General features: G+C 44.5%; 12 protein-coding genes. 1 reads left to right on the plus strand and 11 read right to left on the minus strand.

Annotated elements, in window-relative coordinates; genetic code table 11:
- Positions 1–15 precede the first annotated feature (15 nt).
- The 9 genes from MHI25_RS17365 to MHI25_RS17405 form a co-directional block, all read right to left on the minus strand.
- Complete coding sequence (locus MHI25_RS17365) at positions 16–2,157, minus strand: peptide ABC transporter substrate-binding protein (protein WP_076302598.1); 2,142 nt, start codon at positions 2,155–2,157, stop codon at positions 16–18.
- 549 nt (positions 2,158–2,706) lie between these two features.
- Positions 2,707–3,573 (minus strand): SDR family oxidoreductase, encoded by an 867-nt coding sequence (locus MHI25_RS17370; RefSeq protein ID WP_312148827.1) that lies wholly within the window; start codon positions 3,571–3,573, stop codon positions 2,707–2,709.
- Positions 3,574–3,575: 2 nt separating this feature from the next.
- Positions 3,576–4,079, minus strand: coding sequence for a hypothetical protein (locus MHI25_RS17375; protein WP_248548720.1), 504 nt, complete (start codon positions 4,077–4,079; stop codon positions 3,576–3,578).
- Between the two features lie 116 nt (positions 4,080–4,195).
- Positions 4,196–4,756, minus strand: a complete 561-nt coding sequence (locus MHI25_RS17380) for a MarR family transcriptional regulator (protein ID WP_076279322.1) — start codon at positions 4,754–4,756, stop codon at positions 4,196–4,198.
- Positions 4,757–4,956: 200 nt separating this feature from the next.
- Positions 4,957–5,823: a GNAT family N-acetyltransferase gene (locus MHI25_RS17385; RefSeq protein WP_076218224.1), complete on the minus strand. Its 867-nt coding sequence runs from the start codon at positions 5,821–5,823 to the stop codon at positions 4,957–4,959.
- 503 nt (positions 5,824–6,326) lie between these two features.
- Positions 6,327–7,319, minus strand: coding sequence for a helix-turn-helix transcriptional regulator (locus tag MHI25_RS17390; protein WP_340393773.1), 993 nt, complete (start codon positions 7,317–7,319; stop codon positions 6,327–6,329).
- A 524-nt stretch (positions 7,320–7,843) separates the two neighbouring features.
- Entirely contained in the window at positions 7,844–8,299 is a 456-nt protein-coding gene (locus tag MHI25_RS17395) for a DinB family protein (protein WP_248548722.1), read from the minus strand.
- A gap of 158 nt (positions 8,300–8,457) precedes the next feature.
- Complete coding sequence (locus MHI25_RS17400) at positions 8,458–8,946, minus strand: YfbM family protein (protein ID WP_076130031.1); 489 nt, start codon at positions 8,944–8,946, stop codon at positions 8,458–8,460.
- A 510-nt stretch (positions 8,947–9,456) separates the two neighbouring features.
- Positions 9,457–11,712, minus strand: a complete 2,256-nt coding sequence (locus MHI25_RS17405) for a DNA topoisomerase 3 (protein WP_340393775.1) — start codon at positions 11,710–11,712, stop codon at positions 9,457–9,459.
- A gap of 164 nt (positions 11,713–11,876) precedes the next feature.
- Between MHI25_RS17405 and MHI25_RS17410 the strand changes: the two genes are divergently transcribed.
- Entirely contained in the window at positions 11,877–12,740 is an 864-nt protein-coding gene (locus MHI25_RS17410; protein WP_339168123.1) for a pentapeptide repeat-containing protein, read from the plus strand.
- Positions 12,741–12,755: 15 nt separating this feature from the next.
- On the opposite strand, the gene MHI25_RS17415 is transcribed toward MHI25_RS17410, so the two are convergent.
- Entirely contained in the window at positions 12,756–14,468 is a 1,713-nt protein-coding gene (locus MHI25_RS17415) for a proline--tRNA ligase (protein WP_340393777.1), read from the minus strand.
- Positions 14,469–14,860: 392 nt separating this feature from the next.
- The gene (locus tag MHI25_RS17420) at positions 14,861–16,348 is read right to left on the minus strand and encodes a glutamate synthase subunit beta (protein WP_076130028.1); all 1,488 of its coding nucleotides are present in this window, start codon (positions 16,346–16,348) and stop codon (positions 14,861–14,863) included.
- Positions 16,349–16,527: the final 179 nt, after the last annotated feature.

A 16,527-nucleotide genomic window follows, 5' to 3' on the forward strand; every position in this document is an offset into this window, starting at 1 on the left:
TCAACCCATTTAGGATTATTCTACAGATAAAAGATGTAGCCCATAGAAGTTGCCCCATGCCCAAGGATTTGATTGCACTCCTGTAATGCCGGGTTTTACCAAGAAGTATTGCTGTTGATAATACAACGGAACAGCATAAGCTTCTTCGAGCAGGTTATTAACTACCTTAGCCGCGATAGGAGCAGCGTCTTCGACGGTCAGCGCATTTACGAATTGCGCTTGCCACATTCTCAAATCTCTTAAGGTATCAGATTGATAACTGTTGTAATATACCTGTACATCAAGTGCATTTTGATTCAACTTGCCACCTGGCGCGTTTGGTGCTACGAAGGTCCAAGCGGTTACAAAGGCGGCATGTTTTTCATCGTTATTTTTAGCATTTTTCCAAAGGTCTACAATCTGTTGCCATTGTTCAGCGGCCGTTGGAAGCCCCGGTTGTTTCAAATAAGGCTGCCAATCTGCAGGCTGCTCTGCTGTCCATTTATCCAAAAAGGCGATATCCTCATTAGCAGCTTTTTCTAATGCTGCCCATTCGCTCCATTCTACACCGGCGTTCTTATTATCCGGATCCCCATATTTTTCAATAGCCGGTTTATAATAAGTTTCCTTGGTCCAATCCACGAATTGTTTCGTAGCTTCTAGCGGGGCATCCAGTGTTCCTATGGAATATAGTTGCTGCGTTGCACCCATGTCCAAACTTCCTGGTTCACTCCAGTTGGTTGCGCCCGACGCCAGAATAAAGCCTGGTTTTGCATCGCCCTGAGGTCCGCTGTACTGATAAGCGTTAAACTGCGCCTCATTGAGCTGAACTAGCTCTGTTTTGATACCAAGATTTTGTTGCAGTAATTGACCTAACGCCAAAGCGATTTGTTCACCCTGAGCATCTACTTGCTTGACCCCAACATACAACGATAGGGTTGGCAGACCTTTACCGCCTTCATAACCAGCATCCTTCAATAATTGTTTGGCTGCCTCGAGATCTTCCGGAAGTCCTTGCTCCAGTTTTTCCGTTGGCCAACCTGGTGAAGCAAAGATATTGGTCGCCCCGCCCATGCCGTTCAGCACCGATTCTACGATCGGTTTACGCTGGATCGCTTTGGCGATAGCCTGGCGCACCTCTTTTTTGTCATATGGAGATTCCGTTGTCGGGTTGCTCCAGAGCAAATATTTGATCGCATAAGTCGCTGCAGTATACAGCTGGGACTTTAGCTCCTCCGTTTTCTTCACGTATTGTAAATCAGACGCGCTTTGGATTAGAACGACATCTGCATGGCCGGACATATAATCCTCCACCGGCACGGTTGTCGCCGGAAGAACATGGATGGTCTCTACATTGCCGTGATTAAGCTGGCCGGCTGCACCTACATAATTCGGATTGCTCACCATGACGAGTTCACCGTTAGGTGTAAAAGATTTAACCATGTAAGGGCCGTTGCTCACAAAATTCCCCGGTTCAAACCACTTACCAGGGTTCGCTTCGACCGCTTTAGGATTCATAGGCATCGACCCGGAAAGAACCATATCCCCCAGAATAGCGTGAGGCAGCGTGGTCGTAATTTCCAGCGTGTAATCATCAACTACTTTTAGACCAACTTCTTCTTTACTTACAGATCCGGCATGGTATGCATATCCGTTCTTCACAAAATTAAGTACGCTTAGCCAAAGTTGTGCGGTTGTGTTAGCTGGATCCAATTGATACATATAAGAAAAATAAAAATCATGGGCGGTTACTGGATCGCCGTTTGACCATTTGGCATCTTTACGGAGGGTAAATGTCCAAGTTTTTTTGTCATCGGAAACGGTATAACCTGTCGCAATTTTCGGAACGATTTCATTATCCTGATTGTAGCCATAAAGCCCTTCGAGCAAAGTTCCTTGCCCTACCAGAATTTGTCCTTGCCATTGTGTAGGATCGAGCGTCGGGATCTTTGGATTGAAAACGGTTACCGAACTTCCCGCTTTAATTTCAAGATCAGAAGCGCCCTCATTCTTAACTGCCGTTTGACCCACATCACTGGTTGCTTTTACCGAAGTATTGCTATTACCTGCAGCATTTTTACCGTTCTCATTGGCACTATTAGAGGAATTACTGCAAGCAGTCACAGATAACAAAGAAAATGACAGAAGTAGAGCTAAGAACGCGTTCTTTTTTTTCATCCTCAAGTGAACCCCCTCATACATAGTCATGAAACAAAAAAACTAACATTTTATTATCTTGTTATCTATGATGTTATCCTTCACCTTTTCATGCTTTGCCCCCCTAAATTTAAACTCCGATGTTTGTTGGTGAACTTACGAATATCTTCTTTTGAATATCACTTAGGAAACTAAGAGTAATCGCTTACATTCTAAAATTTTCCACAAAGATTGTCAAGAAAAAATGTTACGTTAGTTAGCATAACTAGTTATTATTAATATAACTTAATCTTATAATATGAATTTTTCGTTAATTTTTTATTAGCTTTTTTAGTGTTATTTCGTAAATAACACTAACTTATTGACGAATTTTAGCTTATTTCTTGTAATACTGATATAAATGCTATAGAAGAACTAGTTCTATGAGTTGAGTTCCTTAGGACATAATAAAAAGAGTGCATCCCGGCAGTCATTTTATGACCTTTGGGATACACTCTGAACCATTTAGATATGGGAATCGGAATAAAATACTGTTATCGATACAAATATCAGAATAGGTGGACTCCGCCTCTACCGGAAATTATCTACACACTCATGTAGAAAGGCGTCTAGTGTGCGTGGATCTCTGCCGAGTAAACGCTTCACAGTGTCATTTGGACTTTCTGGCACCATCCTAGACATGGTTTGAATTTCCACAACGTGGTTCGCGAGCCAAGGAGGCAGATTCCCATGCTCAATAAGATTACGGAGTAGTACTTGAGGGTCCATGTTGATGTAACTTATCGGCCGATTAAGCAGGGCAGATAGTCGACTCGCGATCTGGGGATAACTGAAAATCTCCGAACCAGTAAGCGTATATATATGGCCTGATACCTTGTCGTTGGTCAGAACTTCTGCGGCAACGTCTGCAATATCGCGACAGTCAATAAAGTTACACGGTGAAACGCCCATAGAGCCGAAGAAAACATTTTGGGTTGTGATCGTTGGTGCAAAGCGCATTAAATTTTGCATGAACGCATAAGGGCGCAATACGGTATGGGTGATACCCGATACTCTCAACGTGTTCTCAATTTCTTGATGCCACCCCGCCACTGCCACTGGAGCGCTCTGCTCAAAGGCTGGACTGGATATTTTTACGATATGTTTGATTCCAGATTCGGTGGCAATCTGAATGATTGAGGTTTCCAATTCGATTTGTCTTGGACTGTTGGACATGGCAAGGAAGAGCTGGCTAGCACCTGTAAACGCGCGGCGCACCGATGTAGGGTCAGAAGCATCCACAAAAGCGACCTCGATAATTGATCGGCTTTTTTCTCCGATTTGATCACGCAACTTCTCTGGCTCTCTGCTCAGCGCCCTGACAGGTACACCAAGATCAACCAAACGTTCCAAAAGCGCACTTCCAATCGTACCTGTTGCTCCCATAATAACTATCATTTTTATCTTCTCCTTTTGGATGAAAAATCAGTTGTGACGGCAAGTCGCCACCGCCATGTCACTATCGTGCTCGCTATGAATCCAGACAACGGGAAATCGATCCAGACACGATTTACCCAGACCAAGTGATTACTCGGAATCATAATTTCTACTACAACAGATGTCACCCATGCAGCGTATAGCCCAAATGAGGACCCGGCCATTGCGAATACCCCTACCACAACCAAGTGAGGTGCACCGATGACCCATCGCAAATGGCCCACTCGACTATGCAACAAAAGTCCAATCATCAAGGCCATCAAGGCGGATGCACCGCCAATAGTGGTCAATGCCGCTATTTGAAGCCCCCTATCTGCAGTAACCAATCCCCCGATACCTGCCATAATGGCAGGAGCAGCATAGGCCATTACAACTTCACGCCATAGTACAAAAGTCTTTTTCTTGGAACCAACAGCCTTGATGCTGTAAACATCATCTGTCTGATTCGGGTATTTCATCTGGTTCATTTACTTGCTCCCTTCTTCTTTGAAATAGTTCAACGATTGATTTCAGCGAACTATAATTAGGCGCCTAACTATATAAGAGTAAAAATAGGCTAGCTTCACTAGCCCAATTCTACTCATTACTGATGTTTCCCCTTTGGTTTCGAGCCTAATTCGCCCGTAAGTGCTGAAATGCCTTGTGTAACTCGACCTAACAAGTCGAGAAATACGCTGCGTTCTTCGATGTTGAGCAACCCCACCATAGCTTCCAGCCGAGCGAAATGCTCAGGAGCCATTTCACGGAGCTTCTTCGCTCCTTCTTCCGTTAAAACAACTGATTTCTGACGGCCATCGTCTGAGCTTAATCGCCGAGATACTAGCCCATCTCGTTCAAGAATGTCGATAAGACCAGTCACTGTAGCACGTGTAACTCCTAGATGCTCCGCTAATTGCGAAGGCAACTCTTCTCCTTCGTTATCTTCAAGATCTGCCAATAAACGATAACGCCCTGTTGATAAACCGAATCTAGAGAAATGAATCTCCGAGGCGTGTCCAAGCATGGCTCCCGCTGCCATTAGCCTAGACGCGACGAGTATAGCCTGTGCGTCTATGTCTAGGTTATAGCGATCAATCTGACGCTTGGATTGTACAAGCGAGGGAATAGCCTCAATGTCGTTTATTTTTTTATTATTGTTGTTCATATATGTAGTATGGTCCCTAACTACTTTTATGTCAACTCATTTTTTTATACCTCGTCAACCCTGGAGTTAAACAGTTGCATTTGGTTGTAACTCTATATTTCTCCCAAAGCTTGATCAATCGACCTTCAAGATCTTCAATCCGTAGTGAATATTCTGCTCTTATTTTCAAAAGTAGTAGAAGTTCTATCCGCATCATTCTACTATTCAAATTTTAACTGAAGCGAATCACAGATTGGCATATAGCCTATCTTTTGATAAATGCTATTAGATGTGGGATTTGCTAAGTCGGTATATAAGACGCATCTAGTAAACCCTTTATCCAATGCAAGTTGGCTTATTTGCGCCACAATTGAAGTTGCGTAACCCTTTCCGCGCTCATATGGAGGGGTATATACAAATGCCACGCCAATAGCCGTCTGCATCTCCCTTGTATATCCTGCCATAGAAACGGGTATCCCGTTGTCCTCTAAAATATATAGTTTTTTCGATGCTATTCGGTAGAGGTAAGGGTCTGCATCTTGCGGGATGGACATTTCTGTTTTACCATAACTCCCCGCTGCATAAAATGCTTCAGCCCAGTAAGGGAAAAAGTGAATATCCTTTTTATCTAGTAATCGAACGATACCAACCTTTTGAATGTCTGGGTTTACTGCCGTAAGTTCATATATACGTTGGGTCATGATTGTTTTAAAGGTTGTTCCCTTGCGCAAAGTATATTCTTTGGCAAAATACTCTGCCAAGGTTTTTTCGGTCATCACACCTGGAATTTCACGGTCTTTCAGCCCATCTACCAGACAGTTTATAGCTTCTGGGTTAATTATGTTGTCTGTTGCATAAAGCGTAATATTGTGTGGCGGTGTCATTATGGCGGTAAGTTGTATGCCCTTAGCATCCGAAATAGTTACCATAAGCCAATTTACAGGGTCACGCCAGTCTGTTTTGTCTTTTCCTTCATGTCCAATTATGATATTGCCAAGAGGAATCAAATTTTGTGCTTCATGACGCATCAGCATACCATAGGTATCATTGTAAAACTCATACACATCCGTATACAACTTGAATTGCATTGCAATATCCCCCTTTCATCTGGTCAACGTTTTTCCGGATTTTTCGAACTAATCGTTCTTCTTACGGTTTGTTGATTTTTCGCCTGCCAATTTAATAATTAATTTATGAAGACGCAAAAAAAACCATCCCATTAGGGACGGAGTTGCTCCGCGTTACCACCCTGATTGACGTTTATAATAAACGCCCTCTTTGCCATCGTCCAACAACGATGCTTCTTTGTAACGGTAGAATCCCGGTCCCATCTACTATAATTCGGGGGACTGCTCTGAGGTGATTTTTGGATTCGGATATCCGCTGCCTCGCACCAACCGGCAGTTCTCTGAACGGCGTTTCCAGATCTATCTGTCAATAATTCAAACAACAATAAGGACCTTTAAACTTATATTGCTTCTAAAGCAGATAATCTAACTAACTAATCATGCGACGATATGAATGCGGAGACTACACTCCAGTCTGCTTATTTTCTTCATCAGCACATAGCACCAACCTTTTACTTACCTGCTTAATCTGTTTCGATTAGCTTAGAGGTCAACTTCACTACTGGCCTGATATACTTCAAAAACCGCTCCGGATCGTGATAAACGTAAATGATTCTCCCAGCGGAAGTATCAAAGCAGTAACCAGTGTCTGCAAAATTAAAAGTTGCCATTGCCCTTTCCATCTTTTCCTCTACACTACGATTTTCCTGCTCATAATTGAATGGCCCATGTTCAAAAACAATATACTCGGCTTCGAGAACATCAATCATAAGCATTTGTGGAGGTACTTCACCTTTATAATCAAAAGGAAGACGTACACCAAAACACTCTGTACGTGGAATACCCCAATCGCAGAGTCTGCCATCCGGGTCATTAATGTAAGCCATAATCTGACCGCTGCCACCGTTAGATTCACTCCCGCCCTCGTCATCCAATTTGCCCTTGATACTATCGAGTAAGCCGCAAATTGTTTCGCAGTCCTGTCCTGTAATAAGACTTTGCTTTTGCCAAAAATCCCAATACCCATTACTCTCATAGTTTTTAATGTGCAAAAATTTGTGAGTAGGAATGGTTACAAAATAAATGTTAAGATCATCTGTAGATTTCATCATACCAATCTCTCCAAATCCGAAAAAGTAGCGGTCGAAAGAGTTTATTTTTGTACGAAGGGCGACAGGCATAGGCTTTTTCCGGTATTCACTTGGAGTTACACCATATGTTCCCTTGAAAGCCCTGGTAAAAGCTTCATGTGATGAAAAACCATAATCAAAAGCAATATCCAAAATGCTCTTTTCACTATCCCGAACCTCTTTTAGTGCAAAGGCTAATTTTCTATGCCGTAGATAATCCCTAAATTGCATTCCCGATATTTCCTTAAATTTTCTCGTAGTATGAAATTCGGAATAACCTAACTTGTGAGAAAGAAATCGTAGCGTTATTGCTTCACTGTTACGATTCTTAATACACTCGTCAATTTCATTAACGATTATTTGGATTTGCTTGTGCCACTCGTACAATTGGTCTGTTCACCTCGTTTCAACCACTCTATAGTCATTGTAGAGTAATGGAATTTGCATTGCTTGATTCTACTTGCGGAAAAGAGATGACAATTCAAACGTTTTGGTCCTACTATTTCGGAATCTCATCATGAAACGGTACCACTATTTCGTTTGGATCGTTAAGGAATACATATTGAATCTCAGACTCCTCTTTGCATTTAGTGGTCGGTGTAGAACTCTATCGTTCTGTCAAAGTTATTTCCGCAAGCAGCTTAAGCCTGTCCTGCATTCGCAGGATGGACAAGAAGCATGGAGTATCGGGAGGCATTAAACAAAAGGGCTCGGACCCGTTGAGACATGGGAGTGAAAATGACATGCCCCTACAGTTGTTCCAAGCCACCGCCTCCTCAATTTCCTTCTTATCTCACATTTAGCTAAAGGGTAAAATCCTACGAATTCATGAGCCTGCATGAGTAAACTAAATCATTTCGGAGGAGTTCAATGCCCATCTCATTCCGGGTAATGGTGATGATTAGGCCCTGTTAGAGTCTGGCGAACGTGATGTAATCGACTTGGACAGGTTCTGCCAATTCCATCCGAAATGCCCGGTTGATCTGTCCCCGGTGATATTGCCCATGTAAAATGACCTGCGACAAGATATCCCGGACGGACGTTTGGAACGGGACTCCGTTCTGGTTCGCATAATCGACCCTCACGTCCAAATCAGATTCCTCGAGCCCTTCGATATACACACGATATTTCTCGGCGTTTTCTTCGAACATCGTTCGGATCGCCGTCAGGTCCTCCGCTTCCTCCCACAACGAATATTGCGCACTACCCTTGCCCTGCAATCGGGACAGCCAGACTCGTTCCGCAACCGCAACATGCCGAACCAGCTTCAGAAGGTCCTTGTTCTTCATCTCACTCTCCTCGAGCGCTTCTAAGATTTGTGCGTCCGCCCAGTACAGGTGGTCCATCATACACTTGATCGTCTTCATTTTCGTTTCCCCCTCTTCGTCTCATTGATTAATTGAACCTACCGTTTCCCGTAATTGGTCATTTATTTCACAAATCATCATAATCTTCATCAGTCAAAGGTTCTATTTTTTATCGCGCTCAATGGAATCAGGAGACGTGTGTCGTCTTTTGGTTAGAATCAGAAAATATAAAAGATGAGACCTTTGCCCTCGGCTACAGTTTGGCTGTAGAAACGCCGGATTTCGTTAAAATGCTGTAGCAGGTAGGCAAAGAACGCATCCTTATCCTCGTCTGAAACAATATCAGGTTCAAGAGGATATACTTCTTCCTTAACCATGGCCGGGAAATCATACCGCAAGCGGAGCTGCGCTTCATCCAGCTCAGAAATAACCTGATGAGCTTCTGCAACTTGCTTGGCACGTAAGGAAAACGCCCCGAATGAGCCAAAATCGATGCCTTTGTCTGATGTCAGCGGAACAACATAACTAAGAGGGGCATCTCCATCGGAAATAACTCCACAAAGCAAGTAGTGAATCGCCTCCCAGGATCTATCAATGTCCAGTCCGGGATAATCGTCTATTTTCAAGCTATTCAATGCAATGTCGCCTGTAACAATTTGTTGCACTAGGTTGTCATCCATAGCAAAGTAATATCCACGCATTCCCATGTTGTCATCCTTCCTTCCATTCTAGTAGTGACTATACTGCCCTATCATAATGTAACCTCTGGATTTATCCCGCAGGATAGAAAAAGAGTGAAGATCAGCCCCCTACGTAATCATAATATCTTGTGCGCACAAGTTACTACATCCCGTTTAAGATAGGTATGTCCTACACTCTTTAACTAATGAATTTTATGTGTAAAATATATAGTCTCCCACAGCTGTCACCGAAACCATATCCCATATACGGCGAGTCCGACTAATAGTCTTGACTACGGACCCAGCTGACGCTATTGGCGAATTTATAGCCCTTGGAGCAAGTTTGCGGACTCCAGCGCTGCTATTCTCTCGCAAGCGGTGCATATATAGCCCTTTTCATGCAAATAACGACTATGTGGTCCGATAGCATTCCAAAAAGGACGTATTCCCGCGTTTAGGGTCATCTGTGTCCGCTAGCGGCTTCGTACATGCAAATGTGATGTAATCACCCGTGTTCCATATAAACTTCCAGTTAGACTATGACTCCACTGTTAATTGACCCGTATCCATATTATTAAGCACAAGTTTACCTTCCAGCGGGGTGCCGTCTTCGCTCGCAAGCTTCAGCTTACCCGTACGGCCCTTTTCAATTAATGCCTTTACTTGTGTATCTGTAAGGGTACGCCCGTGGTTCTCTTTCCAGATCACGAACTTGCAGCCTTCTTTGTAATGAGAGCAGCCGTAGCCTTTTTTACCCATAAAAATCATCCCGCCACAGCCAGGACGCGGGCAGTTTCCGATAATTTTCGGACCTGAATTTGCTGATTCTTCTTCGTTAGCAGGTTTACGTTTTCTTGGCGCGGCAGGTTTATCGCTGGTTTTACGAGATGTACCTCCACCATTCCGACCTTTAGCCCCTGTGTTCACAGAAGGAGTTTCCCCTTCAAAAGAAGTTTTGGACGCCCGAGACTGCACACGAACCTTGTCCACGATCATGCAGGCAAATCTTTTTACATTCTCCATAAATTGTCCGTCCGACGCCGTACCTCTGGATATCTCGTTCAAGCGACGTTCCCACTGACCGGTCATTTCAGGTGAAGTCAACAGCTCGATGCCCGCTCCACGTATCAGTTCAATAGCCGTTCGTCCTTTTTGCGTGATGGCGATTTTTTTACCTTGCATTTCAATGTATCCGACATTCTTAAGCCGTTCAATGGTTGCAGCACGGGTGGCGGGAGTACCCAGCCCTGAATCCTTCATAGCATCCCGAAGCTCTTCGTCTTCAATCTGCTTTCCGGCACTTTCCATCGCTCTAAGCAGCGTGCCTTCCGTATAGTGTTTTGGCGGCTGTGTATCTTTCTCTTTAACGATAGCGTCACTACAGATCACCTCATCTGCCGGAGCGATTGCGAACGGTTCATTCACTTCAATCTCTTCGTCTTCCTCATCATCCTTGTTTTTTCCCTTGGACGACTTCGCTTTATCTTTTTTCTGGTCCGCGTAAATTACCTTCCAACCGAGACTTAATAATTCCTTAACAGTAGTTTTGAACTTTTCGTCCTCTACATCAGTCATAACCGTATGCACTTTATATTCCGCAGCCGGATAGAACTGTGACAAAAAGCGCCGCACAATCAAATCATACAGCTTCCCCTCATCCGCACTAAGCCCTGTTGCTTTCCGATATGTAGGCAAAATCGCATGGTGATCCTCGACCTTGGAGGGATTGCAGATAAATTTGTTTCCTTTATGAACGAGATTACGATTCGCGCCCTTCACCCATTCATCATAAGCCGTCCCTTGGAGCGCAGATAAAGTCTTATGCATCTCCGGAATATTTTGTTCTGTAACATAGTTAGAATTCGTCCGCGGATAGGATATCACCTTATGCTTTTCATATAAGGCTTGTGCGATATCGAGTGTTTTTTTAGCGGAAAAAGCGTACTTCCCATTCGCCTCCCGCTGCAGCAGCGTTAAATCATACAGTTTATTCGGATACTCTTTCGTTTCCTTAACCTCATAAGAGTCAATTCGTCCCGGTTTTCCTTTGACCTTGTCAGCCAGCGCCTCCGCCTTCTCACCATCAGTGAGGCGGTCACCCTGCCACATACCTTTATAAGTCATTTCATTTTGTGTAAAATGGCCCTCCACCTCAAAAAACTTAAGGGATGAGAACGCCTCAATCGTCTTCTGGCGATCATAAATAAGTGCAAGTACTGGGGTCTGAACTCTCCCCACAGACAGCAGAACATTATGTTTCGTAGTAAATGCACGTGATCCGTTCATACCGATTAGCCAATCGGCTTCACTGCGCGCTTTTGCCGCTTTAGTTAGATTCTCGTACTCCGCCCCATCCTTTAGCTCTTGAAAGCCTTTGCGGATTGTCTCTGGTGTCAAATCGGAAATCCACAGCCGTTTCACAGGATGTTCAAGCTTCAAATGCCGCTGAATGAGCGAAAATATATGCTGGCCTTCTCGCCCGGCGTCACAAGAATTTACCAGCAGATCGCTTCGTTTAGCCAGCTCTCCGATTACCTTCAGCTGATCAATGGTCCGCGCATTAGGAACCAGCTTGAATTGGTCCGGAATAATGGGAAGATCATTAATATTCCATTTTTTGTATTTCACATCATATGCATCCGGCTCAGCCAATCCGATTAGATGCCCTATTGCCCATGTAATAATGTACTGCTCCCCTTCAAGATAGGAACGGTAATTTTTAGCCTTTGGTTCTATTGCGGCGGCGATATTCCGCCCCATGTCCGGTTTCTCCGCAATAATAAGTGTCTTCAAAAACATTCGCTCCTTACCTTCTCGTTCTTAAGTCCAAAACAGGTCCAGTACTCTATTATAACATTAACCTCGGTTTTTTTTAATCGACCGGACTTTTCATAGTCTTTCGTTTGATTTAAAATAAGTTGGTATAAGCGTATTCATGTATCGGAGGGAAACAAACCTTGTATGAGAATCACAGATTTACAGAACCTTTTTCAGATCGAAGCCTCACCGCCCTGAAGGCGGATTGTGAGCAGTGCTTTGGCTTGTGTTGTGCCGCATTGCCTTTTGCTGCTTCCATAGATTTCGCTAGAGACAAAGACGCTGGACAGCCATGTCACAATCTACAGTCGGACTTTCGCTGTGGTGTACATACAGAGCTAAGAGAATTAGGCTATCGTGGTTGTACGGTCTATGACTGTTTTGGAGCTGGGCAAAAGATTTCTCAAGTCACTTATGCTGGAGAAGACTGGAGGAAAAAGCCGAAAACTGCGAAGCAAATGTTCGAGGTATTTCCGATCATGTGGCATTTGCACGAGCTGCTCTGGTATTTACATGAATCTTTAAACTTAGAAATAACCCGTACAATCCATACGGAGCTGCAAACAGCTCTCGATGAAACGGAACAGCTCACTTTACTTAATCCTGAAGCACTTGTAAAAGTGGATGTTGCCGCTCATCGAGCAAAAATCAATATGTTACTGTTGCAGGTCAGTGAGCTTGTACGAACTGAGGCTCGCCGTAAACTAAAGAAATCAGCGAAGAATTTCAGTCGAGGTGCCGACCTTATGGGAGCTAAGCTCAAAGGAGCCGATCTTAGAGGCGCCAATTTGAGAGGAGCCTATTTAATAGCCGCAGACCTTAGGGACGCTGATCTCAGAGGTGCAGACCTTATTGGGGCAGACTTTCGCGATACTGACCTTAGAGGTGCTAATTTAGCAGAAGCTCTCTTTCTCACTCAGGCACAGATCAATGCGGCAAAAGGCAATACTCTCACAAAATTACCAGCAACACTCTCCTGCCCTGATCATTGGCATTCCCATTAAATGAAAAAAGATCATTTATATCAGCGGTGAATAGAATTGTTTGATCCGAGACACAGCTTCCATAATTTCTAAGACTTCTTTCCCCGCTGTGTTTCGTTTCAGATACTCTACTCTTCCCTGTGATGCTTCCTTGCCCACAACTATTGATAGAGGTATCCCGATCAAGCTTGAATCTTTAAATTTCACGCCAGCGCGTTCATCCCTATCATCAATCAGCGTCTCAATGCCAAGCTTGGTTAGTTGATCATAGAGACCTTCGGCAACCGTCCGCTGCTCACTATCCTTGCCGGACATTATCAAGATATGAACCTGATAAGGTGCCAATGCTGCTGGCCACATTAATCCATCCTCATCATGATGCTGTTCAGCAATAGCGGATAAAAGCCGTGAGATACCAATTCCGTAACAGCCCATAATCATAGGTTGACTTTTGCCTGAAGAATCTAAGTAAGAAGCGCCTAGCTTTTCACTGTATTTAGTACCTAATTTGAAGACATGACCCACTTCAATCCCTTGATGAAAATGCAAAATACCCTCCAAACAATGCGGACAAACTTCACCTTCTGCTACATTCCGAAAATCCCCCACATGCCCAAGCGAAAAATCTCTGCCGGGTACGACATTACGGAAGTGATAATCTTTTTCTCCCGCCCCTGTAATCCCTTGAGTCATATCAGCTACTGCCGCATCTGCTAGGACAGTAAGCGTTAAGCCTACAGGTCCTACAAATCCACTTTCAACGCCCGCTAAGGATTTCACAGACTCGTAGTCAGCAAGCTTAATCTCATTCGTTCCTAAATATTTACTTACCTTTATTTCATTGACTTCATGATCACCCCGGACCAGTACAGCAAAAATCTGTCCGTCACCTTCATAGATTAATGTTTTGATAATCTGGTCTGGCCGGATATCTAGCTCCTGCTCTAGTTGCTCAATTGTGCGCAAATCAGGAGTGAGGAATTTCTCTATCTCCGGTACTTGTATGACAACTTCATTTTTTACAGGCCGCACGGACTCTGCCTGTTCCAGATTGGCCGCATAATCACAAACGGTGCATGCTGCAATCGTATCCTCCCCAATATCAGCCAGCGCCATAAATTCATGACTGCCGCCCTCGCCTCCAATCGCACCGGAATCCGCATGGACAGCACGGAATTTCAATCCACATCGCTCCAATACCCGGTGATAAGCCTCGAACATTTGGATATATGATTTATCTAGACCTTCCAGGTTTGTGTCAAAAGAGTAAGCATCCTTCATCAAAAACTCTCTGCCTCTCAGCAGTCCAAAACGTGGTCGGCGTTCATCTCGGAACTTGGTCTGAATCTGATATACGGTAATAGGAAGCTTACGATAGGAGCTGATCTCATTCCGGACGAGTGTGGTTACTACTTCCTCATGTGTAGGACCTAGTATGAATTCCCGCTCATGACGATCCCGCAGCGTCATCAGCTCCTTACCGTATACCTCATATCGGCCTGATTCTTTCCAGAGCTCCGCAGGCTGCATAGATGGCATCAATACCTCCTGAGCCCCAGAGACATCCATCTCATGCCGCACAATCGCTTCTATTTTCCGTAAAACACGTCTGCCAAGCGGTAAATAAGTGTACACACCCGCTGCTAATTGGCGGATATATCCCGCACGCAGCAGCAGCTGATGACTGCTTGTCTCCGCCTCTGAAGGTGCCTCACGCAGAGTTGTTAATAAAAGATTACTTTGACGCATATTTGTACCCTCCCTAAAAATGAACGCTCTAAACGCAAAAAGACACATTCGTCAGGGACGAATGTGTCGTGATACCACCCTTATTTAACCGCCAGCCCGTACAAAGTCTACATGGCAATCCTCGATCGAATAACGGCCGATTCCGGCAGCGGTTATACGCTGCAGCTACCCAGGCAGGATACCATCCACACGTATTTGAGGAACCTTTCAGCCGGTGAGTTCCCTCTCTGTTCTAACGCTACTAGGATCGTAAGTCCTTGGTCAATGCTTTTGTCATTTAAATATTGTATTAAATCTATATGAAAATAATATTTCCGTCAAGCGTCGGCTCCAAAAAGAAGCCGCTTCTCCAGCAGGTAAACTGCTTTTGAAACGGCTTCTTGAATTAATGCCTAGACAAGAACGCTTGAGCCCATCAGGTATTTATCCACTTCACGTGCAGCTTCGCGACCTTCGTTGATGGCCCAGACCACCAAGCTTTGACCACGACGCATATCGCCCGCAGCAAACACTTTATCCACGTTCGTATTGAATTTGCCGTAACGTGCTTTCACATTGGTACGACGATCAGTCTCCAGGTTAAGCTCCTCAACAATATCTTGCTCCGGTCCATCGAAACCAATAGCGATGAGAGCGAGTTGAGCAGGATATACAGCTTCCGTTCCAGGAACGGGCTGGTAGATTTTACGACCTGTCTCATCCACGATCCGGCGGATCTGCACCGTATGAAGCTCCTTCAAGTTCCCCTCTTCATCCCCAACAAATTTAGTGGTCATGATAGAGAATTCACGCGGATCATCGCCAAAAATAGCTTTCGCTTCTTCTTGCGCATAATCCAAGCTGTACACATTCGGAAATTGTGGCCAAGGATTAGCAATCGGATCCCGTTGCAGAGGCGCTTTTTCATGTGTACCAAATTGAGTGATACTGCCGCAGCCATGACGAAGCGCTGTGGCAACACAGTCAGATCCTGTATCCCCGCCACCCAAGACGATTACATCTTTACCTTCAGCGGATACATAGTTACCATCCTCCAGATTGGAATTCAAGTAACTCTTGATCGTGCCATTTAAATAATCCATGGCATACATAACGCCCTTAAGCTCACTGCCTTCAATGTTGAAACGGCGTGCTTTAGTAGCTCCACCACACAGAACGACCGCATCATACTCATCAACAAGCTGCTGAGCCGGAATGTCTTTACCAATCTCAGTGTTCACTACGAAGTTAATCCCTTCAGCAGCCAGCAAATCTACACGACGTTGTACAACTTTTTTATCAAGCTTCATAGTAGGTATTCCATATGTCAGCAGTCCGCCAATGCGGTCACTGCGCTCAAATACAGTTACAGAATGTCCAGCCTTGTTAAGCTGTGCTGCTGCGGCAAGTCCAGCAGGTCCAGAGCCTACGATTGCAATTTTTTTGCCAGTCCGTTTCTCCGGAGGATTAGGTACAACCCAGCCCTCTTCAAAACCCTTATCAACGATCGCAAGTTCAATTGTTTTGATGGTTACCGGCTGTCCGATCAGGCCCACTGTGCAAGAGCCTTCACAGGGAGCGGGACAAATACTGCCTGTGAATTCAGGAAAGTTGTTTGTCTTATGCAGACGTTCCAGTGCTTCTTTCCAGAGTCCACGATACACCAAGTTATTCCATTCCGGAATTAAATTGTGTACTGGACAACCTGAGGTCCCGCCAGCCATATCAATACCTGTATGGCAATAGGGGGTTCCGCAATCCATACAACGTGCGCCCTGTGTCCGAAGCTCGTCCTCGGATAAATGATGGTGGAATTCTTCCCAGTCCTTTACCCGCTGCTCAGGATCCCGATCACCTGGGAGCTGCCGTTTATACTCCATAAAACCTGTAGGTGTAGACATGTTTACGTTTCCCCCATCCGTTCTCTTCGTGTTGAAGTATAGTACATTGTAGCATATTGCGGCTTCGTATGGTTGTCAGCAACGCAATGAAGTACCTGCACATTCTATTCTATACCTATACATAATCATTTCTAATTTTAATTATAGTAACATTCATCACTTTTGCACAGTAATGGATA

This window comes from Paenibacillus sp. FSL E2-0177 (genome assembly GCF_037992975.1).
Classification (GTDB): Bacteria; Bacillota; Bacilli; order Paenibacillales; family Paenibacillaceae; genus Paenibacillus_AQ; species Paenibacillus_AQ odorifer.